Annotated in this window: 26 protein-coding genes and 1 riboswitch; all 26 genes read right to left on the bottom strand. The window is 70.1% G+C overall.

Annotated features, from left to right (window positions below; all coding sequences use genetic code 11):
- A partial coding sequence (locus tag VKG64_11220) for a cobyrinate a,c-diamide synthase (GenBank protein ID HKB25614.1) occupies positions 1-1235 on the bottom strand: 1235 nt, incomplete at its 3' end.
- 29 nt (positions 1236-1264) lie between these two features.
- Positions 1265-1445: riboswitch (cobalamin riboswitch) on the bottom strand.
- Between the two features lie 198 nt (positions 1446-1643).
- On the bottom strand, positions 1644-2600 hold the full coding sequence (cbiB, locus tag VKG64_11215; protein HKB25613.1) for an adenosylcobinamide-phosphate synthase CbiB: 957 nt from the start codon (positions 2598-2600) through the stop codon (positions 1644-1646).
- A gap of 444 nt (positions 2601-3044) precedes the next feature.
- Entirely contained in the window at positions 3045-3650 is a 606-nt protein-coding gene (locus VKG64_11210; GenBank protein HKB25612.1) for a tetratricopeptide repeat protein, read from the bottom strand.
- Positions 3651-5129: 1479 nt separating this feature from the next.
- On the bottom strand, positions 5130-6092 hold the full coding sequence (locus VKG64_11205) for a Gfo/Idh/MocA family oxidoreductase (GenBank protein ID HKB25611.1): 963 nt from the start codon (positions 6090-6092) through the stop codon (positions 5130-5132).
- A gap of 7 nt (positions 6093-6099) precedes the next feature.
- Positions 6100-6837 carry a glycosyltransferase family 2 protein gene (locus VKG64_11200; GenBank protein HKB25610.1) on the bottom strand — a complete coding sequence of 246 codons (738 nt, stop codon included), beginning with the start codon at positions 6835-6837 and terminating at the stop codon, positions 6100-6102.
- Positions 6830-7423, bottom strand: coding sequence for a UbiX family flavin prenyltransferase (locus tag VKG64_11195; GenBank protein HKB25609.1), 594 nt, complete (start codon positions 7421-7423; stop codon positions 6830-6832). The genes VKG64_11200 and VKG64_11195 overlap by 8 nt, the downstream gene beginning before the upstream one ends.
- The gene (locus VKG64_11190; GenBank protein HKB25608.1) at positions 7420-7698 is read right to left on the bottom strand and encodes a DUF507 family protein; all 279 of its coding nucleotides are present in this window, start codon (positions 7696-7698) and stop codon (positions 7420-7422) included. The genes VKG64_11195 and VKG64_11190 overlap by 4 nt, the downstream gene beginning before the upstream one ends.
- Complete coding sequence (locus VKG64_11185) at positions 7698-7976, bottom strand: DUF507 family protein (GenBank protein HKB25607.1); 279 nt, start codon at positions 7974-7976, stop codon at positions 7698-7700. The genes VKG64_11190 and VKG64_11185 overlap by 1 nt, the downstream gene beginning before the upstream one ends.
- Before the next feature lie 34 nt (positions 7977-8010).
- Complete coding sequence (locus VKG64_11180; GenBank protein ID HKB25606.1) at positions 8011-9504, bottom strand: HAMP domain-containing sensor histidine kinase; 1494 nt, start codon at positions 9502-9504, stop codon at positions 8011-8013.
- Positions 9501-10307, bottom strand: coding sequence for a CPBP family glutamic-type intramembrane protease (locus VKG64_11175; GenBank protein HKB25605.1), 807 nt, complete (start codon positions 10305-10307; stop codon positions 9501-9503). The genes VKG64_11180 and VKG64_11175 overlap by 4 nt, the downstream gene beginning before the upstream one ends.
- A complete protein-coding gene (locus tag VKG64_11170) occupies positions 10255-11004 on the bottom strand; it encodes an HD-GYP domain-containing protein (GenBank protein HKB25604.1) in 750 nt (249 codons plus the stop codon). Before VKG64_11170 ends, VKG64_11175 begins: the two co-directional genes overlap by 53 nt.
- The gene (locus VKG64_11165) at positions 10989-11372 is read right to left on the bottom strand and encodes a response regulator (GenBank protein HKB25603.1); all 384 of its coding nucleotides are present in this window, start codon (positions 11370-11372) and stop codon (positions 10989-10991) included. The genes VKG64_11170 and VKG64_11165 overlap by 16 nt, the downstream gene beginning before the upstream one ends.
- A 132-nt stretch (positions 11373-11504) precedes the next feature.
- The gene (locus VKG64_11160; GenBank protein HKB25602.1) at positions 11505-11918 is read right to left on the bottom strand and encodes a F0F1 ATP synthase subunit epsilon; all 414 of its coding nucleotides are present in this window, start codon (positions 11916-11918) and stop codon (positions 11505-11507) included.
- Positions 11918-13339, bottom strand: coding sequence for a F0F1 ATP synthase subunit beta (atpD, locus tag VKG64_11155; GenBank protein HKB25601.1), 1422 nt, complete (start codon positions 13337-13339; stop codon positions 11918-11920). Before atpD ends, VKG64_11160 begins: the two co-directional genes overlap by 1 nt.
- Positions 13336-14214, bottom strand: coding sequence for an ATP synthase F1 subunit gamma (atpG, locus tag VKG64_11150; GenBank protein HKB25600.1), 879 nt, complete (start codon positions 14212-14214; stop codon positions 13336-13338). Before atpG ends, atpD begins: the two co-directional genes overlap by 4 nt.
- A 12-nt stretch (positions 14215-14226) precedes the next feature.
- Positions 14227-15753: a F0F1 ATP synthase subunit alpha gene (gene atpA, locus VKG64_11145; protein HKB25599.1), complete on the bottom strand. Its 1527-nt coding sequence runs from the start codon at positions 15751-15753 to the stop codon at positions 14227-14229.
- 86 nt (positions 15754-15839) lie between these two features.
- Entirely contained in the window at positions 15840-16388 is a 549-nt protein-coding gene (gene atpH / locus VKG64_11140) for an ATP synthase F1 subunit delta (protein ID HKB25598.1), read from the bottom strand.
- The gene (gene atpF / locus VKG64_11135; protein HKB25597.1) at positions 16389-16988 is read right to left on the bottom strand and encodes a F0F1 ATP synthase subunit B; all 600 of its coding nucleotides are present in this window, start codon (positions 16986-16988) and stop codon (positions 16389-16391) included. It abuts the gene before it with no gap.
- A gap of 87 nt (positions 16989-17075) precedes the next feature.
- A complete protein-coding gene (gene mnmA / locus VKG64_11130) occupies positions 17076-18158 on the bottom strand; it encodes a tRNA 2-thiouridine(34) synthase MnmA (GenBank protein HKB25596.1) in 1083 nt (360 codons plus the stop codon).
- Between the two features lie 20 nt (positions 18159-18178).
- The gene (locus tag VKG64_11125) at positions 18179-19033 is read right to left on the bottom strand and encodes a ParB/RepB/Spo0J family partition protein (GenBank protein ID HKB25595.1); all 855 of its coding nucleotides are present in this window, start codon (positions 19031-19033) and stop codon (positions 18179-18181) included.
- A complete protein-coding gene (locus VKG64_11120) occupies positions 19026-19787 on the bottom strand; it encodes an AAA family ATPase (GenBank protein HKB25594.1) in 762 nt (253 codons plus the stop codon). Before VKG64_11120 ends, VKG64_11125 begins: the two co-directional genes overlap by 8 nt.
- A 103-nt stretch (positions 19788-19890) precedes the next feature.
- Positions 19891-20523: a 16S rRNA (guanine(527)-N(7))-methyltransferase RsmG gene (rsmG, locus tag VKG64_11115; protein HKB25593.1), complete on the bottom strand. Its 633-nt coding sequence runs from the start codon at positions 20521-20523 to the stop codon at positions 19891-19893.
- Complete coding sequence (yidC, locus tag VKG64_11110; GenBank protein HKB25592.1) at positions 20504-22201, bottom strand: membrane protein insertase YidC; 1698 nt, start codon at positions 22199-22201, stop codon at positions 20504-20506. Before yidC ends, rsmG begins: the two co-directional genes overlap by 20 nt.
- A 2-nt stretch (positions 22202-22203) precedes the next feature.
- Entirely contained in the window at positions 22204-22428 is a 225-nt protein-coding gene (gene yidD, locus VKG64_11105; protein ID HKB25591.1) for a membrane protein insertion efficiency factor YidD, read from the bottom strand.
- A complete protein-coding gene (rnpA, locus tag VKG64_11100) occupies positions 22425-22772 on the bottom strand; it encodes a ribonuclease P protein component (GenBank protein HKB25590.1) in 348 nt (115 codons plus the stop codon). The genes yidD and rnpA overlap by 4 nt, the downstream gene beginning before the upstream one ends.
- Positions 22769-22903 carry a 50S ribosomal protein L34 gene (gene rpmH / locus VKG64_11095; GenBank protein HKB25589.1) on the bottom strand — a complete coding sequence of 45 codons (135 nt, stop codon included), beginning with the start codon at positions 22901-22903 and terminating at the stop codon, positions 22769-22771. The genes rnpA and rpmH overlap by 4 nt, the downstream gene beginning before the upstream one ends.
- Positions 22904-23307 lie beyond the last annotated feature (404 nt).

Genomic DNA, 23307 nt, shown 5'->3' with positions numbered 1-23307 from the left:
CGCCACGCGCGTGCCACGGAGTCCGGGACAAGGTCGAGCGTCGAGTAGTGGAACTCGTGGCCGCGGGCCACCGTCCCTGCGGGACCGAGGGGCGTATCCGACGTGAAGAAGACTTCGGTGTACCCGAGCGACAGCTTGCGAGGCCGCATGCGGACAGTCGCGGGCAACACTCCCACCATGGGATGGGCGACGCCCTCAGGATCTTCGAGCGTTTCCGCGAGATACATGAGGCCGCCGCACTCCGCGTAGATCGGCCTCCCGGCCTCGGCAAATGCGCGCACAGCCTTTCGCACACCCTCGTTCTCACTGAGCTCGCGAGCATGAAGCTCGGGATAGCCACCGCCCAGGTACAACCCATCGACGTCGGGAAGCGTGTCGGCGACCTGCGGGCTCCAGAACACAATCTCTGCCCCGGCGGCCCGAAGCCGCTGCAGATTCTCGGGGTAATAGAATTGGAAGGCCGCATCGCGGGCGACGCCGATCCTCGCCCGTGTCGGCACCGCGTCCACCCAGGATTGCGCCCTCGCGGTTTCGCGCATGGGCGCCGCGATTTTCAACAGCTGATCAAGGTTGATCGACGCCTCGATCATTTCCGCCAGACGCGCCCGGTGCGCCGGGGTCAACGTGCCCTCGACTGCTGTGACGAGACCGAGATGGCGCTCGGGGAGTGTGAGCAGATCGTCGCGCCTGATCGCACCGACTGACATGGCGCGGCAAGTCGCACCAATGGCGTCCTCGACCCAGCGGCGATGGACATCACCGCCGACGCGGTTCGCGATCACTGCCGCCACGTTGAGCGCAGGATCGAAACGCTCGCAACCGAGCACGACCGCCGCTGCGGTTCGGGATTGGGCTTTCGCGTCGATGACGAGGACAACCGGCGCGCCCAGCCACTTCGCGACCTGAGCGGTGGAGCCGTCATCGCTCGTGCCGTCGAATCCATCGAAGCAGCCCATGACGCCCTCGACGATCGCGATGTCTGCCCCTGTTGCCTCGCGCAGGACGGTGGCGACGACATGAGCCTGCCCGCACATCCAACCGTCGAGGCTGTAGGATGGCCGACCCGTAATCAGTTCATGAAAGCCGGGGTCAATGAAATCGGGGCCGACCTTGAACGCCTGGACGACGAGGCCACGGCGACGAAACGCCTCGAGAAGGCCGAGCGTAACGGTGGTCTTGCCGACACCGCTCGCGACACCAGCAACGACGAGCACCCTGGGCGACGGATGAGCCACCGCTCCGTGTCCTCCCGCGAAGACCGGTATGGTATGAGTTGCGTCCGGGCAGGTCTCCTGGCTCTCGGATCGTCCTACTCCCCGCGCCTTCCCAGCTCGACCGCTAGTGGCACTCGCGGGTTTCGTCCCCGATTACAGTGACGGGGTCGCGGCGGATTCGCACCGCCTTCCCTGGGGCCCCTTAGGGGAACCCGGGCGCAAACAGCGCTCAGACGATAACAACGCCCATGGACGAATGCAACCGTTCACTTGACCCGATTCCCGGGCACGCTCGTCCGCTTCCAGCGCCTCGACCCTCCTGTTCGTCTTCTCCAAAAGGCTAGCGAAGTTCTCCGGCACTGTGGCGACGTCGGGATGCTCGGGGCCGAGAGCGATCTCTTGGATCGCCAGCGCCCGTCGGTAGAGCGGCTAGGAAGCTCCAAGCAATTGATTTATCTGCACGCCGTAAAGCACCCAGGTGATCGTGACGGCGGCGAGAAGGCTCACTGCAGACGCGGCGGCGAACACACGGATCGAGCGCTCGATGTCCTGCGCCGTCGGCAACGGTCCTTCGCCGAGCCGGTACGCGCCGGGCTTCTCGAGCGTGACGCCGAGTGCGCCCGCCATGGCCGACATCGTCCAGCCGGCGTTGGGGCTCGCCGTGCGACGGTGATCGCTCCGCAGCACGCTGGCCGCACGCGCCGCGTTTGCACCCGCGAGCCCGGCACCGACGACGATCGCCAAGCCGGCGAGCCGCGCAGGCACGAGATTCAGGAGGTCGTCGAGCCGCGCGGCGGCCTTGCCGAAGTGCTCAAGCCTCCCCTGGCGGTAGCCGAACATTGCGTCGGCGGTGTTGATCGCACGGTAGACGGCGGCGCCGGCCAGCCCGAACGCGAGGTAGAAGCACACTGGGGCCACGAAGGCGTCGGTCAGGTTCTCGGCGACCGACTCCACCGCGGCGGAGGCGACCTGCTCCGCGTCGAGCGCGGCCGTCGGTCGGCTCACGAGGTGATAGCCGACGGCGGCACGGGCCGCGGCGAGATCCCCGGCGGCGAGCGCGGCCTTTACGCTCCGCGCCGCGCCCGCGAGCCTCCGCGGCGAGAGGAGACACGCGAGCGCGAGCGCCTCGAAGAGCACGCCCGCAGCGCCAAGGCGCTGCGTGACTGCACTCACACCATAGCCTCCGAGCCCCGCGAGGGTGGCCGTGCCGAGGGCCGCGAGGGCGCCGCCGAGCAGGAGCGCGACGGGTCCGCCCCGGCACAGCGCGCGACCGCCCTCGGCCAGGGCGCGGCCAAGCCACGCGACCGGATGGAACCGGTTCGGCGGATCGCCGAGTGCCAGGTCGAGCGCCACGGCCACGAGTAGGACGGCGACCGCGTGGCCGATCGGCTCAGGCTCTCAGAAAGGCGAGGTTCGTCACCCAGCTGGAAATGTTCCAGGCCGCAACGATACTGGACAGGACTGCGCCGTAGACCGCTATGAGCGTCGTCAGGATGGCCATTCCCCCCTTTCTGCGCCCCGGATTGTATCGCGCGCCGTCAACCCCGTGTCGGTCGCCGTCTCAGGAAATCGGAGCCCCCACCTCGAAGTGGCGGATGACAGCGAAACTGGCCCTCTAGATCCGATCGACTTCGAAAAGCAGGGCGCTCGATCGGCGAGTTCGGGCCCGTGCAACGAGGGAACGCTGCCGACATCGCGGCACTCAGAAACCGAGTCGTTTTGAAACGCCTTCATTTGGTTCACCCTTGACTCCGTCCTCCCTCGCGTTCAGAAATCCCCACGATGGTTTGTTGTAGGGGTCTGCACTCACCGATTTCGCCGCCCTCCAGATTAGAAACAAACTGCTCCCCCGCGCCGCGTCCTCAAGCACCGCCCCAGGCCATAGTAGCGATAGGGTGGATACGCAGCCGCAGCGCACCGCGCGTCTTGAAGGTCGCGCGCCCATTGCGCCTCGTGCTCCAAGCTAGCCGCGATGAAGGCACGAACGTCGCCGGACAATGGGTCGCCGCGCATCAGTGTGAGCGCCCGCTCGATCTGTTCGGCAGTGCGGGCATGGGGTTCGAGGTCAACGACGGCCTTGAGGCGCTCCTCCGCCGGGCCGAGGTCGTCCTTCTGAAAATGGCTTAGGCCCAGATAGAGTTGCGCGGTCTGTGACTTCGGTGCCTTGGCCACGGCCCGGCTGAGCGCTTCGATGCTCTCGTCGAAGGCGCCCAGCTTGTACCGGGCGACGCCGAGCCCCACGAGCGCATCAATCCGCTCAGGGTGCTCAGTCAACGCGCGCTGGAAGTCCGTCGCGGCCTCTTCGTAGCGGCCGAGCGTGAGAGCGGTTCGGCCTTCTGTATAGGCGGTAGCGCAGCCCGAGACCGCCGCGCTCACCATGATGAGGGCGACCGCCAGGCCCCGCTTCGTTGATGTCTGCCGACGGCGAAACAGCATTACCATATCCAGTGCCCCGGTACCCACTCCAATCGGAAGCCGTTCCACACATACGTCCCGGGAACCCACAGCGGTCGGTAACCAGGATCTACACCGATGGACGGCAGCGGTGCAGGTCTGAGCGTCAAGCTAGGCGGGCGCATCAGAGGCGGCGCGGACCGCGATGGGTCAAGGCTTCCCGACTGCTGCACTCGGTGATGGATGATGATCGGCGAGTCGCGCGGGATGCGGACCTGGCTGCAAGCCGGGCCCTCCGGCAGAAGCATCAGCCCAATCACGGCCGTGAGACCAACGACTACAACACCCTGTCTCGATCGGAGGTCGCTCCCTACCAGTCCTACGACTGCCGTTGCACCTTGGAGCGATAACGTTCCGGGATATTGTCCAGGCGATCGGTCCAGGGCGCCACGCTCTCCTCGTCGGTCCAACGGTAGAGTTCGCCTGGGGACGTGGGTAATGGCGGCTGCGTAGGGGGGTCGGCCGGGGCTTTGGACGCCGGAGCAGGAAGTACGGCCGGTGGCGCCTCGGAGGGTGGAGGCGGCGGTGGCTTCGGAATCCAGACCCAAACGTACGGGGTCGTGACACCATCTCCGCGGAGTTGATACCACCCGGTTGGATACTCAATGACCGTTGGCGTCGGCAATGGGGACGGGGTCACACTCAGGACGGGCGGGGGCTGGGCATAGACGACGGGCGGCGAGGACACAAATGGCTGGCGGAGCGGAGACGACGAACGGAACGAACGGGAAGAACGAGCGGGTCACGATCACTGGAGCCCCAAACCGGGTGAAGAAGTGATGGGGGGACACAACGGTAGCAAAGACGGTCGGCGGCGGCGCCACGAAGATTCTCGGCCCTGGACGAACGACCACGAGGCCGGGCGAGGCAATGTCAACGCTCCTGCCAGGAGCGACAATGACCACACCCCGGTCCCATGCCGGCGCTGAACTCGGCAGGAGGACAAGCGCCACCACGACCACGATGAGGAGAGGACGAACGTGCTTCATCGGAGTCCCTCCCACCGGCGGCGGGCGACGGTGTCGCTCCTAGGGTCCTCGATTCTCGGCGGCGTCAAGCCGCGTGGCTGCCGCGCGCTTCTGTCTCTGTACCGGGGCACGGTCATGGGAGCCCGCTCGGCGTGGACAGCGGAGGTGGGTGGGCCGGCGGATCTTATTTGATCTTGATATCGGTGAGTGCGGGCCCTCGATCTGAACCAGCGACACCTTAGCCTGGCGACCCCGAAGCCTGCTCGACGGTTCCGCCGACGGGCCGCGGCCCGCCGGCAGCTGCACACAGGGAGTAAAACGGGAGTACACCCGCGGTGAAATGGGCTACTTTTATATTACTCGGTACCACTTACTTGTGCCGTGTAACCATTCACAGATTTGGGGAAATCCTCGATCGTGATGGGATGTTCTAGATTGCCGCTGATCGAATCCCCCCTTCGGCACCACTCCCGCCGGCTGGTTCGACGATCCCCTAAAGCGAAACGGTCCGGCCGAGCCGTGCCGCGCGCGCTGCAGCCTCGACGACGGCGAGCGCTCTCACGCCGGCCGCGGCGGGCACCGGGTTCGGCGCCTCGCCCGCGCACGCGCGCAGGAACGCGGCGAGCTCGAGCCGGAGCGGCTCCTCGCCGCGCGCGGGGAGCTCCTCCTTGCCCGCGTCCACGGCTTCCCACTCCGCGCCCTGCTTCCTCAGCTCACCCAGGTGGAGCGTGACCGTGGACGCGCCGTAGTCGGCGACGAGGCTCCCGCGCTCGCCGACGATCACGCACTCGCGGTGCGTGCCCGGCACGAAGTAGTTCGCCTCGACGACGGTGGGAACGTCGCCGTAGTGCACGAGCGTCACCGACATGTCGTCGAGGCCCCGTCCGAGGTGGTCGCGCTGGACCGCCGCGACGCTCGTCGCCTCGCGCTCGAAGAGGTGCGCGAAGAGGTCGAAGTAGTGGATCGCGTCGGTCTGGGTCACGCCGACGTCCGTGCGCGGCCGCTTGAAGCCGGAGAACCGGCCCGTCGCGAAGCGCACGGCGCCGACGCGGCCGGCGACGAGCGCCTGCCGCAGCGTCGCGGTCACGGGGTGGAAGCGGAAGATGTGCCCGACCTGGACGACGCGGCCCGCCGCGCGCGCCGCCGCCTCGAGCTCCCGGCCCTCGGCGAGGGTCGCGGTGATCGGCTTCTCGACGAAGCAGTGGAGGCCGGCTGCCAGGCACGCGCCGGCGATCGCGAGATGGCTGTCGGCGGGCGTCACGATATCCGCCGCCTTCACGTGAGGCAGCGCCGCGCGATAGTCGGCGACCGCGCGCGTCCGATCCACGCCCTGCTTGACCGCCCACGCCAGCCGCTCCGCGGCGACGTCGGCCGCCCAGACGGTCGCGCCGAGCTCGCGCAGCACGCGCAGGTGCTTCTCGCCCCAGCGGCCGAGGCCGACCAGCAGGACGTCCACGCTGGGCCTACTCCTCGACGAGGTCGCCGCCCAGGCTCTCCGCGATCTCGTAGCGGAGCAGGCGCGACTTCATCCAGCGGACCGCGAGCAGGTCCACGAAGGCGACGACCGCGCGATTCCACACGCCGTACTTCGAGGCCCCGAACCGGCGCGGGCGGTGGCGCACCGGCACCTCGACGACGCGGTAGCCCCGCATCCGGAGGAGCGTCGGGATGAAGCGGTGGAAGCCGCGGTAGAGGACGAGGCCGCGCAGGCACTCGCGGCGGAACGCCCGGAACGTGCATCCGCTGTCCTCGACCGTCTCGTCGGAGAGCGCGTTGCGCACGCGGTTCGCGACGCGCGAGGACACGCGCCGGAGCCAGCCGTCGCCCGCGCCGCGGTCCACGCGCCAGCCGGTGGCGGCATCCCACGTGTCGAGGTGCCCGAGGAGCGTCGGAATGTCGCGCGGGTCGTTCTGGAGGTCGGCGTCCATCACGACGACGAAGCGCCCGCGCGCGGCCTTGAAGCCCGCGTCGGTCGCCGCCGTCTCACCGGCGTTCGTCTTGAGGCGCACGAGCCGCACGCACGGGTCCGCCTCGCGGAAGCCGCGGATGATCTCGGCGCTCCTGTCGCGGCTCCCGTCGTCCACGAAGACGACCTCGAAGGCGAGGCCGAGGCCGCCGAGCACGCCGGCGAGCTCCTGCCAGAGGGGCGGGAGGTTCTCCTCTTCGTTGTAGACGGGAATGACGACCGAGAGGTCAATCACCCGGCTCGCCCTTCGCCGGGCGGTTCGTCCCTTGCCATTCGGCGACGAGCGTCTGCGGCAGATTGAGCCGGTCGAGCACGCGCGCGACCGTGTGGTTGACGATGTCGTCGATGTCCTTCGGCCGGTTGTAGAACGCCGGCATCGGCGGCAGCAGGACCGCGCCCATCTCGGCGAGCGCCAGCAGGCACTTCACGTGGCCCAGGTGCAGCGGCGTCTCGCGCACGAGCAGGATGAGGGGCCGGCCCTCCTTCAGCGTGACGTCGGCCGCGCGCGCGATGAGCGAGTCGCTGTGGCACGAGGCGATCGCGCCCGCGGTCTTGATCGAGCACGGCGCGATCACCGTGCCCATCGTGCGGAACGAGCCCGAGGCGATGGACGCGCCGATGTCGCGGTTGTCGTAGTGGTGCGCCGCGAGCGCCTCGACGTCCTTCGTCGCGTACGCGGTCTCCTCGACGATCGTGCGCTTGCCGGGCGCCGAGATCACGAGGTGCGTCTGCACCTCGGCGTGACCGCGCAGCACCTCGAGGAGGCGGATGCCGTAGATCGAGCCCGTCGCGCCCGTGATCCCGACGACCAGCCGCATCACAGGCGGAACCTCTTCTTGAACACTTCCTCGCGCGTCTTCTGGTAGAGGATCTCCCACTCGCGGCTGCCCACGGGCAGCGGGCGCGAGTAGGACGCGAGGATCTTGCGCACCTCGCCGTCGATCGACTCGGCGAGCTTCGCCTCCTCGCTGAGCGCGCGCATCACCTCCGTGCGGAGGTCCTCGGGCGCCTTCACGTTCACGCCGGGCACCGCGCCGAGCTCCTTCACGATGAGGTCGGTGAGATAGAAGATCCGCTCGCGGCTCATGCGCATCATCAGATGACGAACCCCCGCTCGCGCGCGAGCTTCTCCCGCACCTTGCCGACGAGCTGGCGGTAGTCGGCCGCGGAGTCCCTGATCTGCTTGGCGTGCTCGAGCAGGAGCTTGCGCGCGTCCTCCTCCAGCTTCTCCTCGGCGACGAGGTTGTCGAGCACCACCTGGCGCACGGCCGCGCGCGCCGCGGCCTCGTCCTTGATCTCGGCGACCTTCCTCCTCACCAGCCGCTTCACGACGGCCTCGGCCATCCGTTCTGCAACCGCGACGTGCCGGGGCATACCCGTTGAGACTACTCCGCCACGACGCGGAGTGTCAAGGAACGCACGCCGGGAGCGAGAAAAGAACGCGCGTGCCGGCGCCCGGCGTGCTCTCGACCCGGATCGAGCCGCCGTGAGCCTCGACGAGCGACTTCACGACGGCGAGTCCGATGCCCGTGCCGCGCGCCGCGCCCTCGGATTCGGGCGCACGATAGTAGGGCTCGAAGATGCGCGCGAGCGACTCGTCCGGGATCCCCGGGCCCTGGTCCTCGACCTCGATCTCCACCGACGCGCCGCGGGCGGCGGCGCGCGCCCGGATCCGCACGAGGCGCCCGGGCGGCGAGTACTTCAGCGCATTCGACACGAGGTTCGTCAGGATCCGCTCGAGCGCGTCGGGGTCCGCGTCGACGCGCGGGAGCCCCGCCTCGTACCCCACGACGATCGGGTGCGTCGCGCTCCCGCGCCGGAAGACCTCCGCGACCGAGGCGATCAGCGTCTCCACCGCCACGGGCTCCCGGCGCAGCGTCGGCGCGAGCCCGCGCTCGATCCGTGAGAGGTCGAGCAGGTCGTTGACGATCCGTCCGAGGCGGCGCGCCTCGCCGCGCATGATCCCGGCGAGCCGGCTCACCTCCTCGCCGGGCAGGCGCCGCAACGCGAGGATCTCGCTGAAGCCCTGGAGCGCGGTGAGCGGCGTCCGGAGCTCGTGCGAGGCGACGGCGACGAACGAGGACTTCGCCCGATCGAGCTCCTCGAGCCGCCGCGTCGCGTGCGCCACCTTCGCCTCGAGCTCCTCGGCGAAGCGCCGCTGACGCGACGCCAGGCGCGCGTTCTCGAGCGCCAGGCCGATGTGGGCGCCGAGAGCTTCGAGCGCCGCGCGCTCGTCGGCGCCGATCTCTCCCAGGCGCTCGACGGCGAGCGCGCCGAGCCGCGCGCCGTCGACGCCCAGCGGCGCCGCGAAGACCCGTCGAGGCCGACGTCCCCCTCCGGCATCCGCCACGAAGATCGGGCCGCCGGCGAGAGCCTCGGCGGCGACCGACCCCGGTGCGACAGCGTCGCCGCCCGCCGTCACGAGGCGGCCGCCCTCGCTCACGACGAGGCCGACGTCGGCGGCGTGGAGGTGGGCCGTCAGGACGGCCCGTAGCCGCGCGAGGGCGAGCTCGAGGGGCGCCTCGCCAGCGAGCGCCCGCTGCGCCGCGAGGATCGTCTCGTACCGGGCGCGGAGCCGGCGGGCGCGCGTCGTGCGAGCGCCCAGGAGCGCGCCGACGAGCGCGACGGTCGCGAGCGTCACGAGGCCTTCGACGGCTTCGGGCGTGAGCCCGGAGCGTTCGATCTCGGGCAGGACGACGGGCGCCAGGAGCAGCATGGCCGCGCCCGCCGCCGCGGCGCCGCCGGGTGCGCCCCAGCGGAGCGCGGCCACGACGACGGGCGGCAGGTACCCGTGGCGGAACGGCGAGGCGGGATCGCCGCCGTCGAGCGCGATCAGCGCGGTGACGGCCGCGAGCGCGATCCCGAGCGCCGCGGCGAGGAAGGCGCGGGCCGTCGGTCTCACGGCGGGCTCAGCAGCCGGTACGCCGCGAAGAAGACGAGGGCGGCGGCCATGCCCGGCAGGAGGCTCCCCGACCACCAGAAGAGCCAGCAGTTGGCGGCGCTCAGGAGCGTCACGTAAAACGCGGCGCCGACGACGAGCTCGACGCTCTTCGGCAGGAGCGGATCGAGCATGTAGCGCGCCACGCACGCGGCCGTGGACAGGGCGAGCGCGGCGGCGAGCGGCCAGCGGCGCTGCGCGCGGTTGAAGAGCGCGCCGCGGAAAAAGCTCTCGGCGGCGGGCACGTTCGCGCCCAGGTCGTAGGCGGCCGCGGCGAGCACGAGGTCCCAGCCGTCGAGCCGCAGCCGCACGCCGAACGTGCGCGACGCCGAGACGAGGAGGTGGCCGCCGAGGAAGGCGCCGACGGCGGCCCCGCCGCAGACGGCGCGCCACGGCACCGGGCTCGCCAGGCCCAGGTGCGTCAGGGCGCCGCGCCGCGCGCAGCAGAGGAGCCAGAGCGGTACGCCCGCGTACGCGAGCGCGCCGGCGGGATGCAGCGCCGCGGCCGTGGCGGCGAGTGCCAGGAGCAGGATCGCCACGAGCGCCGCGGTCACCCGCGCGCCCGCCCAGCCTAGCGCCGTCGCGAGCAGGGCGCCGTGGCCCGCGGCGACGCCGACGACCCTCAGCGCGGTCCCGGGGAGCGCGCCCACCCGGACCAGGACGAGCGTCGCGAGCGCGGCCGCCGCGAGGGCGCCCAGCAGGGACGCCGGCGTGTCAGCGAAGAGCGATCGTTCTGGCGGGTGCCGGGGTTGCTCGATCGCCCACATGGGAATCGGCCGGCGGGAGCTCGCGCGCGAGCTCGAGGAAAGCGGTCACGACACGCGCGTCGAGCGTGCGCCCCGCCTGACCACGCAAGTGTTCGAGCGCCGCGTCGCGCGGCAGCGCCGCGCGGTAGGGACGATCCGACGTGAGCGCGTCGAACACGTCGGCGACGGCGATGATCCGAGCGCCCAGCGGGATCGCCTCACCCGCGAGCCCGTCGGGGTAGCCGCTCCCGTCGCAGCGCTCGTGGTGGTGACGGATCGTGAGCGCGCCGGCGGCGAAGAACTCGAAGGGCGCCACGATCTGGGCGCCGATGAGCGGATGCCGCCGCATGAGCGTCCACTCGTCGGGCTCGAGCTCGCCGCGCTTGCGCAGGACGGCCTCCGGGACGCCGATCTTGCCGATGTCGTGCAGGAGTCCCGCCTGCCCGATCGTCTCGGCCTCGGGGGCGGGGAGGCCGAGCGCCTGCGCCAGGCTCCGGCTCGCGGCGCCCACGCGCTCGGAGTGGCCGCGGGTGTACGGGTCCTTCGCCTCGAGGGCGTTCGCCAGGCCGAGGAGCGACTGGTAGATGGCCCGCTGCACCTGCTGGTACAGGCGCCGCACGTCCTCCGCGTACCGCAGCGTCTGCTGGTACGCCGCGTTGAGCCGCCGATACGCGGTGGCCAGGTCGTCGCCGGCGGCGGGCTCTACTCGCGCTGCCATACCGGAGCCTGCGGCATGAGCGCCTCGACCAGCGACAAGAGACGCACGGGCGAGAAGGGCTTCGTCAGGTAGTGGTCTGCGCCCGCCGCGAGACCGCGCGCGACGTCGGCGTCCTGAGCGGCCGCCGTCAGCATCACGATCTTCACCGCCGGACCTCGGTGTGCCCGCACCCGCGCGCAGACCTCGAGGCCGCTCACGTCCGGGAGGTGGACGTCCAGCAGGATCAGGTCGGGGCTCCACGCCGCGGCCCGGTCGAGGGCCGTGGCGCCATCGTGGGCGCCGACGACGCGCACGCGCGCGTCCTCGAGCGTCAGACGCACCAGCTCGACGATGTGCGGCTCGTCGTCGGCGATGAGGATCGTTGGCATACCCGCTCCAGGCGCAAGCGCGGTGCCAGGAGCGGCGGCATGATTCGACGGGCGGTTAGCGACGGCTGCGCGGCGCGCCTGCCCAGCGGTGCAGGCGGTGTGCCCGCGGCGCTGGGCGGCGGCAGCGCCGGGTCAGCGGACCCGGCCGGCGGTCTGAAGGCGAGTGAGGGCGCGGCGGAGGGCCGCGGCCGCCCGCGCGTAGTCGATCGCTTCCTCGGAGCCGCGCCCGGAGAGGCGCTGCTCGGCCCGCTCGCGGGCCCGCTCGGCGCGGCCGCGGTCGATCTCCTCGGGGCGCTCGGCGGTGTCCGCCAGGACGATCACCTTGTCGTTCCGGACCTCGGCGAACCCCCCGGCGAGCGCCAGGTAATGCGTGTCGCGGCCGGTCCGGTAGCTGACCTCGCCGATGCCGAGCGTCGTGAGGAACGGCGCGTGGCCCGGCAGGACGCCGAAGTAGCCCTCGACGCCGGGCGCCACGACCTCGTCGACGGTCTCCGAGACGACGAGGCGTATCGGCGTGGCGATCTCGAGCGTGATGCGATCGGCCACTACACCGACTCGCGAAGCTTCTTGGCCTTGTCCATCGCCTCGCCGACGTCGCCGACCATGTAGAAGGCCTGCTCCGGGAGCTCGTCGTGCTTGCCCTCGACGACCTCCTTGAAGCTCTTCACCGTATCGGCGAGCTTCACGTACCGCCCTTGCGTTCCCGTGAACGCCTCGGCGACGAACATCGGCTGCGCGAGGAAGCGCTGGATCTTCCGCGCGCGCGCGACCGTCAGCTTGTCCTCGTCGGAGAGCTCCTCCATGCCGAGGATCGCGATGATGTCCTGCAGGTCCCGGTAGCGCTGCATGATCGACTGCACCGCCCGCGCCGTCTGGTAGTGCTCGTCGCCCAGGATCGCGGGGTCGAGGAGCCGCGAGGTCGAGGCGAGCGGGTCGACTGCGGGGTAGATGCCCTGCTCGGTGAGCGCCCGGCTCAGCACGGTCGTCGCGTCGAGGTGCGCGAAGGCCGTGGCCGGCGCCGGATCGGTGAAGTCGTCGGCCGGGACGTAGATCGCCTGCACCGAGGTGATGGAGCCCTTCTTCGTGGACGTGATGCGCTCCTGGAGCGCGCCCATCTCGGTGGCGAGCGTGGGCTGGTAACCGACGGCCGACGGCATACGCCCGAGCAGCGCCGACACTTCGGAGCCCGCTTGCGTAAATCGAAAGATGTTGTCGATGAAGAGCAGCACGTCCTGCCCTTCCTCGTCGCGGAAGTACTCCGCGGCGGTGAGACCCGTGAGCCCGACGCGCAGCCGCGACCCCGGCGGCTCGGTCATCTGGCCGAAGATCAACGCCGTCTTCTCGATGACGCCCGACTCCTTCATCTCGTGATAGAGATCGTTGCCCTCGCGGGTGCGCTCCCCCACCCCCGCGAACACGGAGATGCCGCCGTGCTGCTTGGCGATGTTGTTGATGAGCTCCATGATCAGGATGGTCTTGCCCACCCCCGCGCCGCCGAACAGCCCTGTCTTACCGCCCTTGCTGTAGGGCTCGAGCAGATCGACGACCTTGATGCCGGTCTCGAACATCTCGACCTTCGTGGACTGATCCTCGAACGACGGCGCCGGCCGATGGATCGGGTAGAACGTCTTCGCCTGGATCGCCGGGCCCTTGTCGACGGGCTCGCCGACGATGTTCAGGATGCGGCCGAGCGTCGCCCTGCCCACGGGGATCGTGATCGGCGCCCCGGTGTCCCCGACCGTCATGCCACGCGTGAGGCCGTCCGTGGAGGCCATCGCGATCGTCCTCACCTGGCTCTCGCCCAGGTGCTGCGCGACCTCCAGCGTGAGCTTCTGGGAGTAGGCGAAGACGTCCTTGTTCTCGACGCCCTCGACGAGCAGCGCGTTGTAGATGGCGGGCAGCTTCCCGGGCTCGAACTCGACGTCGACGACCGGTCCGATGACCTGGACGATCTTCCCCTTGTTCATGCTTCGGCTCCTTGCTTGAGGGCCTCGGCGCCGCCGACGATGTCGAGCAGCTCCTTCGTGATCTTCTCCTGGCGCGCCTTGTTATACTGGATCGTCAGCACGCCGATCATCTCCTTCGCGTTCTTCGTCGCCGCCTCCATCGCCGTCATCCGCGCGCCGTACTCGCCCGCGAGCGACTCCATGAGGGCGCGAAACACCTGCGTCCGCACATGCCGCGGCAGGAGGTCGCCGAGGATCGCCTCGGGCGCAGGCTCGTAGATGTAGTCCACGGCCCCGGCGCCGTCCTCGGCCTTCGCGCGCGGGATCGGCAGGAGCTGCTCGCGCACCGGGCGCTGGACCGCGATCGAGCGGAACTCGTTGTAGAGCAGGTGGACCTCGTCCACCTCGCCGTCGAGATACCGGCCCATCAGGTAGTCGGCGAGCTCGCTGGCGTGGGCGTACGCGAGGCGGTCCCAGAAGCCGAGCATCTCGTGCTTGATGGCGTAGCCACGCCGGCGGAAGAACTCGCGCCCCTTGCGGCCGACGACGACGAGCGTCACGTCCGGGGCGCTCGACTGGCGGATGAACTCGAGCGCGCGGCGGACCACGTTCGAGTTGAAGGCGCCGGCGAGCCCCCGGTCGGCCGTGATGATGACGATCTGGCGGCGCGGCCCCTCGCGCGCGGCGAGGAGCGGGTGCGGCGCGCCCTCACCCGCCCCGGCGCTCACGAGGTTCCCGAGAAGCTCCGCCATCTTGGCGGCGTACGGCCGCGCCGCGACGATGCGCTCCTGGGCGCGGCGCAGCTTGGCCGCGGCGACGAGCTTCATGGCCCGCGTGATCTTCTGCGTGGACTCGACGGAGCGGATCCGCCGCCGGATGTCGCGGAGCGTCGCCATGCGCGGGCGTCCCTACGCCGCCTTGATGCCCTTGGCCGCGACGAACTCGGCCTTCGCCTCGTTCACGGCCTGCGTCAGCTTCTCGCGCAGCGCGTCCGAGATCTCTCTCTTCTCGCGAATCTCCGCAAGGGTCTGCGGGGCCTTCCGCTCGAGCCAGCTGTGGAAGTGCGTCTCGAAGTCCCGGACCGCGTCCACGGGGAGATCGTCGAGGAGCCCCTGCGTGCCGGCGAAGATGATCGCCACCTGCTTCTCGACCACCAGCGGCTGGTACTGACCCTGCTTCAAGATCTCGACCATGCGCTGGCCCCGCGCCAGCTGGAGCTGGGTGGCCTTGTCGAGGTCCGAGCCGAACTGGGCGAAGGCCGCGAGCTCACGGAACTGGGCGAGGTCGAGGCGCAGCTTGCCCGCGACCTGGCGCATCGCCCTGATCTGCGCCGAGCCGCCGACCCGCGACACGGAGAGACCGACGTTCACCGCGGGCCGCACGCCGCCGTAGAAGAGGTCCGACTCGAGATAGATCTGGCCGTCGGTGATCGAGATCACGTTCGTCGGGATGTAGGCCGACACGTCGCCCAACTGGGTCTCGATGATCGGCAGCGCCGTGAGCGAGCCGCCGCCGAGCGCGTCGTTGAGCTTCGCGGCCCGCTCGAGGAGCCGCGAGTGGAGGTAGAAGACGTCGCCCGGGTACGCCTCGCGCCCGGGCGGCCGGCGGAGCAGCAGCGAAAGCTGGCGGTACGCCGCGGCGTGCTTCGAGAGGTCGTCGTAGACGCAGAGCGCGTGACGCTTCGAGTCGCGGAAGTACTCGCCCATCGTGACCCCGGCGTAGGGCGCGATGTACTGGAGCGGCGCGGGCTCCGAGGCCGATGCGATGACCACAGTGGTGTAGGCCATCGCGCCGGAGTCCTCGAGAACCTTCACGACCTGGGCGACCGTGGACCGCTTCTGACCGACCGCGACGTAGAGGCAGTACACGTCCTGGCCCTTCTGGTTGATGATCGTGTCCACGCCGATCGCGGTCTTGCCGGCGCCGCGGTCGCCGATGATCAGCTCGCGCTGGCCGCGCCCGATCGGGATCATCGAGTCGATCGCCTTGACCCCGGTCTGGAGCGGCTCCTTGACCGACCGGCGGTCCACGACGCCCGGCGCGTAGCGCTCGATCGGCCTGAACTCCTTGGTGGCGATCGGCCCCTTGCCGTCCACCGGCAGGCCGAGCGCGTTCACGACGCGGCCGGTCAGCGCCTCGCCCACGGGCACCTGGGCGATGCGGTTCGTACGCTTGACGACGTCGCCTTCCTTGATGAGCCTGTCCTCGCCGAGGAGGACCGCGCCGACCTGGTCCCGCTCGAGGTTCAGGACCATGCCGACGACGTCGCCCGGGAACTGGAGCAGCTCGCCCGACATCGCGCGGTCGAGGCCGTAGATGCGCGCGATGCCGTCGCCGACCTCGATGACGCGCCCGACCTCCTGGAGGTCGACCTCGGCTTCGTAACCCGCGAGCTGCCGCTTGATGATCTCGCTGATCTCTCCGGCCTTGATCATCCCCTACCCTTTCATGTTGAACCGGGCATGGGCACCCGGGCTTCGCCACGCCCATGCCCCGCCGCGATCACCCTCAGCGACTGCTCCTAGCCCCGCGCCAGACGCTCTCGCAGGCGCTGCAGCTGACCGTCCAGACTGCCGTCCACCAACAGGGTCCCGACCTCGGCGACGAAGCCGCCGAGCATCTCGCGGGCGACGACCTCGTCGAGCACGACCTGCTTTCCGCCGAGCGCGCCGCCGAGACGCCCGGCGAGCGCCGCGCGGTCCCCGGCCGACAGCGCCACCGCGCTGCGCACGCGCGCGCGCGCGCGGCCCGCGGCCTCGTCCTCCCGCTCGTGGAACGCGGTGACGATCGCGTCGAGGTGTTCCGCGCGGCCCTGCGCGGCGACCAGGGCGAGGAAGTCGCGCGCGAGCGGCGAGACCTCGAGCCGCGTCCCGAGCTCGACCGCGGCGGTGCGCTTGGCCGCCGGGGCGATCCACGGGCGGGCGAAGAACGCCCGGAGGCCGGGCTCCGCCCTGAAGACGTCCGCCAGCGTGCCGACCTCCCGCGCGATCCGGTCGAGCTGGCCCCGCTCGCGCGCGAGCTCGAACAGCGCCTTGGCGTAGGACCGGGCCACGCCGGCGGCGGGCTTCACCTAGGGCCCGACCCGCGCGATCGCGTCGGCGACGATGCGCCGGTGCTCCTCGTCGCGCAGGCTCTTGCGGATCAGCTTCTCCGCCACCGCGATCGCCAGGTCGGCGACCTCGCGGCGCAGCTCCTCGCGCCCGCGGCGCACGTCCGCGTCCAGCTGCGCCTTCGCCGAGTCCACGAGCCGCTGCGCCTCGGCGCGCGCCGCGTCCACGAGCCGCCGCTGCTCCTCCCCCGCCTCCCTCAGCGCCTGGGCGCGGATAGCGGCCGCCTCGGCGTGGGCCGCGCGCAGCCGCGCCTCGTTCTCCTCCAGCTGCCGCTGCGCCTCGGCGCGCGCCGCCTGCGCTTCCTCGAGCGACTTGCGGATGGCCTCGGTGCGCTCCGCCATCTTCGCGAGAAACGGCCGGTAGAGGAGCCGCGAGAGGATCAGGAGCAGGACGACGAAGTTGATGACCTGGACGATCAGCGAGCGGTCGAGACTGATGAGGCCGCCCTCGTGGCCTTCTTCGGCCGCCGCCCGGGCGAGCCCGGGCGCCGACGCCACGGCGACGAGCAGCGCGACGACGCACACGACGCCACCGATCCACAGGCGTTCACGCTGAGACATGAGGAGGCTCTCCCCGGTCCGTTCTGTGCTGCGAGACGAAGGTTTGTGAAAACTATCACCCGACGGCGGCCGGTGTCAATCGCCGGGCTAGCGCTCGATGACCCCGCCCCCCACCACGCACTCGCCGCGATAGAAGACCACGGACTGGCCCGGCGTGATCGCGCGCTGCGCCTCGTCGAAGACGACCTCCGCCCCGCCGTCGCCCAGCGCGCGCACGGTGGCCGGCGCCGGCCGGTGCTTGTGCCGGATCTTCGCCTCGACGCGCATCGGCGCGTCCGGCGGATCGCACGCGATGAAATTCACGCCGCGCGCGACGAGCCGATCGCGCTCGAGCTCCCCCGCCGCGCCGACGGTGAGCGTGCGGCGCTCGGGGTCCACGTCGACGACGTAGAGCGGCCGGCCCGCGGCGAGCCCGAGTCCCTTCCGCTGGCCGATCGTGTAGGCGGCGACGCCTCCGTGCCCGCCGAGGACCCGTCCCTCGCGGTCGACGATCGGGCCCGGGCGGAAGATGTCGGGGTCGCGCTTCTTCAGGAAGGCGCGGTAGTCGTCGTCGGGCACGAAGCAGATCTCCTGGCTCTCGCGCTTGTCGGCCGTGACGAGGCCGAGGCCGCGCGCGTGCGCCCTCACCTGCTCCTTGGTCAGCTCGCCGACGGGGAACCGGGCGGCGGCGAGCTGCGCCTGCGTGAGCGGCCAGAGGAAATCCGTCTGATCCTTCTCCGCGTCCCGCGCGCGCAGCAGGAGGTGGCGACCCGCCGCCGCGTCGTGGGCGACGCGCGCGTAGTGCCCCGTCGCGACGGCGACGGCGTCCCACGCCCGCGCGCGCGCGAGGAGCGAGCCGAACTTCAGCTCGCTGTTGCAGGCGACGCACGGCACCGGCGTCCGCCCACGGCGGTACGCGTCGGCGAAGCGCGCGACGACCGCGCGCTCGAACTCGGCCTCCATGTTCAAGAGGTAGTACGGGATTCGCAGCGCCCGCGCCACGTGGCGGGCGTCGTCCGCCGCCTCCGTTCCGCAGCAGCTCCCGAAGCGCTTCGTCGCGTCCGACGGCTCCGCCCACGGCCAGACGCGCATGGTGATGCCGACAACGTCGTAGCCCTGCTCGACGAGCAGGGCCGCGGCGACCGAGGAATCGACGCCTCCGCTCATCCCCACGACGATGCGCTCGGCCATGCTCTCGCCTTCCCCCGCGATCAGTGTCTCGCGCCGAGCAACTCGGACAGGCGCTCGAGCTCCGCCGGAGTCGCGTACTCGACGTCGATCTTGCCCTTCCGGTCGTTGCCCACGATCCTCACGCGCGTCATGAGCGCGCGCTGGAGCTCGGCCTCGAGCGCCGCGAGCTCGGCCGAGCGCCGGCGCCCTTTCCTCGGCGCGAGGCCGCGCCGGTGCGAGAGCTCCTCCCCGGCCCGGATCGAGTCTTCGGTCGCCCTGACGGACCAGTCGTGCGCGAGGATCTCGGCGCGGAGCCGGAGCTGCTCGGCGGCGGTCGGCAACGCGAGCAGCGCCCGCGCGTGCCCCATCGTGAGCCGCCCGCTCCGGAGGTCGGCCTGGATCTCATCCGGCAGGCGCAAGAGGCGCAGCGAGTTCGCGATCGAGCTGCGATCGCGCCCGATCCGCTGCGCGAGCTCCTCCTGGATCCAGCCGAACTGGGCCAAGAGCTTCTGATAGGCCTCGGCCTCCTCGATCGGATTCAGGTCCTCGCGTAGGAGATTTTCGACGAGCGCGAGCTCGAGGCTCTGCGCGTCCGTCGCATCGCGAACGATCGCGGGAATCCGATCGAGCCCCGCCTGGCGGGCCGCGCGCCAGCGCCGTTCACCGGCGATGAGCTGATAGCCCGCTCCATTGCGTCGGACAATCACGGGCTGGATGACCCCCGAGGCCTTGATCGAGGCCGCGAGCTCGTCTAAAGACTTGAAGTCAAAGTCTTTTCTTGGCTGATGCGGGTTCGCCTCGATCTGCTCTATCGGCACGTCGAGGAGCACGTCGTCCACGGTCGGAGTCGATGAGAGCAGGGCACCGAGGCCGCGGCCGAGTCCGCGCTTATTCATGCCTGAGCACCTCCCGAGTCAGGTCGAGATAGGCGATAGAACCGTTCGAGCGCAGGTCGTGGAGCATGATCGGCTTGCCGAAGCTCGGTGCCTCCGTGAGGCGCACGTTCCGCGGAATCACCGTGTCGAAGACCTCGCCTGGGAAATACTGGTGGACCTCGTCACGGATCTGGAGCGCGAGGCTCGTTCGACCATCGAACATCGTGAGCACGATTCCATCGACGGCGAGGCCCGGGTTCAGCCGCTCCTGGACAAGTTTGACGGTCTTGAGGAGGTGGGTCAGCCCCTCGAGCGCGTAGAACTCGCACTGGAGGGGGACGAGGACGCGATCGGCGGCCACGAGGGCGTTGAGCGTGAGGAGCCCGAGCGACGGCGGGCAGTCGATGATGATGTAGTCGTACGATTGCGCCAGGGGCACGAGCGCGGCACGCAGTCGGTGCTCGCGCCGCTCGAGCGCGACGAGCTCGATCTCGGCGCCAACCAGATCGATGTCCGACGGGAGCAGCTTGAGCTGGGTCAGCGCGGTGTCCCGGACTGCCTTCTCGGCGGGGTCGCTCCCGAGGAGCACGTGGTAGACGGTCGGGTGTAGTCCGGACTTCTGCACGCCGAGGCCGGTAGTCGCGTTGCCCTGCGGATCGAGATCGACCAGCAGTGTGGCTCGCTCTGCCAAAGCGAGGCCAGCGGCGAGATTGACCGCGGTGGTCGTTTTTCCGACACCGCCCTTCTGATTAACGACCGCGAGCGATCTGGCTATCGAACCGACCCTCGTGGTGTTCCACGACCAACACACCTACACATATGACGGTGAATTCGGCATGTTCCACGACCAACATTTTGCGTCCAGTGGCCTCTCCGGGTCAAGTTTGGCGGTACACGAGGAATCGGCGGGGCCTTCCACGCGCCCTGTCCTGCACCGTCACCCACTCACCGAGGACCGTGGGCCGGGCGTCCGGCGGGCCCGACGCGACCACGATCCCGGCCTTCGACACGAGCCGGGCCGCCACGGGAACGAGGGTCTGCAGGTCGCCGGCGCATCGCATGACGACGGCGTCCACGGGGCTCGCCGACTCGCCGACGAGGTCCTCGGCGCGCCCGGCGAGCACGCGCGCGTCGACGAGGCCCAGGTCGCGAATCACGGCTGAGAGGAACGAGGCGCGACGCCGTCGCGACTCGACGAGAACGAGCCCCACGTCGGGTCTCACGATCTTGATCGCGATCCCCGGGACGCCGGCGCCGGATCCGAGGTCGAGAACCGAGCTCACCGATTCTGGGAGCACCAGGAGGAACAGCAAACTATCCAGCAGCAGGTTCTCGACGATCCAGCCGGGCTCGGACGAACCCACGAGCCGCTGCGATTTCTGCCATTTAACCAGTAAATCCAGATACTTGCCAAACAGATCGGTCTCGGTGCCGGTGAGCGAGCGCCCCAGGATCGCGGCGGCGCCGCGCGAGAGAACGTCGCGAGGCGCTTCAGGCTTCCTTGGCGTCACGGGCCTCGCGGGCAGAGCGGTTCATGTACCACTGCTGAAGAATCTGCAAGACGTTCGAGACGCTCCAGTACAGGACGAGGCCCGACGCGAGGTTCATGAACATCATCGTGAAGAACACCGGCATGATGAACAGCATCATCTTCTGCTGCCGAGGGTCGCCGGTCGTGGGCGTCATCTTCTGCTGGACGAACATCGTGATGCCCATGAGGACCGGCAGGACGTACGTCGGGTCGTGGGCGGCCAGGTCGCAGATCCACACGTCCACGCCGAACAGCCGGCCGAAGCAGAGAAACGTCGCGTTCTGGAGATCCACCGAGACCGACAGCGCGAGGTAGAGCGCGTAGAAGATCGGGATCTGCGCGATCATCGGCAGACACCCGCCCATCGGGTTCACCTTGTTCTTCTTGTAGAGCCCGAGCGTCTCGCGCTGAAGCCGCTGGGGGTCGCTCTTGTACTTGTTGCGTAGCGCGTTGACCTGCGGCTGGATGGCCTGCATCGCCTTCATGGACTTCATGCTCTTCACGGTGAGGGGGTAGAAGAGCACCTTCGAGACGACCGTCAGCAGGATGATCGCGACGCCGTAGTTGCCGACGTACTGGTGGACCCAGTTCAGCAGCAGGAGGATCGGTACGCCGAGCCACTCCATCGGCAGGCCGCCCCACTTCCGCGGCAGCGGAAAGCCGCCGAAGTTGATCGTCTCCTCGAGGCCGAGGGCCCTGAGCCGCCCGTACTCCTTCGGCCCGGCGTACAGGAGAACGCGGCCCTCCCACGCCTGGCCTGGGACGATCGTGGGCGTCGCGCGCACGGCGATACCGGCGCGGCCGGCCGGCGCCATGCCGCCGTTCTTCGCCTCGACGAGCTTGCCCTCGGTCGTCGCGACGAGCTTGAAGCCCGACGTCTTCGGGATGAACGCGGCGAGATACCAGACGCTCCCGATGGCGATCCAGTCGCCGTCGCCGACGTACTCGATGGCGGCGGTGAGATCCTCGAATCGCTCGACGTGACCGCCCGCCGCCCAGACGATCTCGCTGGGGTGCTGGCCCTGGAACTTCTCGGGCGTGGCGTGCCATGCCTGGCGCGTCTGCCAGGGGAGGGCCACCGCGATCGTGCGCGGCGACGCGCCCGCATTCTCCACGCGCAGCTCGACGTCCATCACGTAGTCGTCGGCGCGGAAGACGCGCGTCTCGCGGATCCGAAGACCGCCCGTCTCGCCGGTGAGCACCAGGCGCTCGCTCCGCCGCGCGGGACTCACGGTGATCCGCTCGGCGCTGACGGTCATCGGGACGGGCTCGCCCGGCTGTCGCGGATCGCCCGCGAGGAGGAGGCCCGCGGGCCCGAGGTCTCCGAGGATCACCATCGGCTTCTCGCCCCGGTACCTCAGGACGAGCTCCTGGAGCTTGCCGCCCTCGCTGCTCACGACGGCACGATAGAGCGGCCCGTCCACGGTGACGAGCTTCTGGGGCGGGCGCGGCGCGGACGGGGCGCGGGGCGCGGCCGCGGGCTTCGGCGGTGGGGGCGCCGGCGGCGCCGGGGCGGGCAGGGGGGTGCTCGGCGCCGGCGCCAACGGACTCGCCGGCGGCTTCGGCGGGGACTCCTGGCCGGAGGGGAATAAGAACGCCTGGTAGATCAGGAGGAGCGCCGCCATCAGCACGGCGGCGAGGATCGCGCGCTTCTCCATCGTCAGGTTCGTCGCCCGGCGGGCGGCGGGTCGTACCCTCCGGGATGGAAAGGGTGGCAGCGCACCACGCGTCGGAGCGCGAGCCAGGCGCCGCGCCCGGCCCCGTGCTCCGCGATCGCCAGCCTCGCGTACTCCGAGCACGTCGGCGCGAAGCGGCATGCGCGCGGGAGCAGGGGGGACAGGAGCCGCTGGTACGCGGCGATGACGAGAACGATCGCGCGCGTCATGCCCGCGTTCCGGGTATGGAGGCGAGCGCGCCGCGCAGCTCGCCGGCCAGCGCCGCGAACGGCTCACGGAGCGCGCCGGGCTTGGCGATGATCACGAGCGCGACGGTGGCCGGCGCCGCGTCCCGCGTCGCACGGTACGCCTCGCGCAAGCGCCGGCGCGCGCGGTTCTTCTGGACCGCCGTCCGTACCTGCCGGCTCACCGCGAAGCCCGCGCGGCGCGGCGCGCCGCTCTCGCGCCAGAGAACGATCATGGCTGGTCGGTCAATGCGCTTGCCCCGCTGGAAGAGCGCCTGAAAATCGGCGCCGGTCGTCAACCGCTGACGTCGAGGAAAGGGACCGGTCAGACGGTCAGCCGTTTCCGCCCCTTGGCGCGCCGCCGCTTCAGCACTTTCCGCCCGCCCTTCGTCTTCATGCGCTCGCGGAACCCGTGTGTCTTCTTCCGACGGCGTACATTCGGCTGAAACGTGCGCTTCACGCGCCGATCCTCCTCGCGAACGTCGAATCGCAACAGTGTAGACAGCGCTTCATGGCGAGTCAACACGCGAAGCCGCTTGCGACGCCGCGCGCGCGCGTGCTAGAGTCCGCCATCCACTGAGCGATTGATCGGCGCGAGAGGAGTTTTGCCCCGATGCGCGCTCGCCCGGGTGCCGATGCCCCGGCCGAACAACGTCCTGAGCTATCCACATCTGTGGATAACTCTGTGTGTAAGTGAGGTCTTCGCCTGTGTTGGATACCCTTTGGGCCCGTCTTCTCGAGTCCCTCTCGCGTAAGCTCCCCGATACGGTCCTCGACACCTGGATGCGCCCGTGTCGGCTCCTGGCGGTCGAGGGTGATCACCTTCGCGTCGGGGCTCCAAACTCCTTCTCACGCGACTGGCTC

It is taken from the genome of Candidatus Methylomirabilota bacterium, assembly GCA_035260325.1.
Classification (GTDB): Bacteria; Methylomirabilota; Methylomirabilia; order Rokubacteriales; family CSP1-6; genus AR19.
Note: the sequence above shows the minus strand (reverse complement) of the source record. Positions and strands in the feature narration are given on the sequence as shown.

Bases quoted from the DNA above. Each gene is read 5' to 3' on its own strand.
- atpA (HKB25599.1), bottom strand. From the start codon at position 15,753: ATGATCAAGGCCGGAGAGATCAGCGAGATCATCAAGCGGCAGCTCGCG.
- VKG64_11190 (HKB25608.1), bottom strand. From the start codon at position 7,698: ATGATGCGCATGAGCCGCGAGCGGATCTTCTATCTCACCGACCTCATC.
- yidC (HKB25592.1), bottom strand. From the start codon at position 22,201: ATGGAGAAGCGCGCGATCCTCGCCGCCGTGCTGATGGCGGCGCTCCTC.
- atpD (HKB25601.1), bottom strand. From the start codon at position 13,339: ATGAACAAGGGGAAGATCGTCCAGGTCATCGGACCGGTCGTCGACGTC.
- mnmA (HKB25596.1), bottom strand. From the start codon at position 18,158: ATGGCCGAGCGCATCGTCGTGGGGATGAGCGGAGGCGTCGATTCCTCG.
- VKG64_11175 (HKB25605.1), bottom strand. From the start codon at position 10,307: ATGTGGGCGATCGAGCAACCCCGGCACCCGCCAGAACGATCGCTCTTC.
- yidD (HKB25591.1), bottom strand. From the start codon at position 22,428: ATGACGCGCGCGATCGTTCTCGTCATCGCCGCGTACCAGCGGCTCCTG.
- VKG64_11165 (HKB25603.1), bottom strand. From the start codon at position 11,372: ATGCCAACGATCCTCATCGCCGACGACGAGCCGCACATCGTCGAGCTG.
- VKG64_11170 (HKB25604.1), bottom strand. From the start codon at position 11,004: ATGGCAGCGCGAGTAGAGCCCGCCGCCGGCGACGACCTGGCCACCGCG.
- VKG64_11125 (HKB25595.1), bottom strand. From the start codon at position 19,033: ATGAATAAGCGCGGACTCGGCCGCGGCCTCGGTGCCCTGCTCTCATCG.
- VKG64_11210 (HKB25612.1), bottom strand. From the start codon at position 3,650: ATGCTGTTTCGCCGTCGGCAGACATCAACGAAGCGGGGCCTGGCGGTC.
- atpF (HKB25597.1), bottom strand. From the start codon at position 16,988: ATGTCTCAGCGTGAACGCCTGTGGATCGGTGGCGTCGTGTGCGTCGTC.
- atpG (HKB25600.1), bottom strand. From the start codon at position 14,214: ATGGCGACGCTCCGCGACATCCGGCGGCGGATCCGCTCCGTCGAGTCC.
- VKG64_11185 (HKB25607.1), bottom strand. From the start codon at position 7,976: ATGCCCCGGCACGTCGCGGTTGCAGAACGGATGGCCGAGGCCGTCGTG.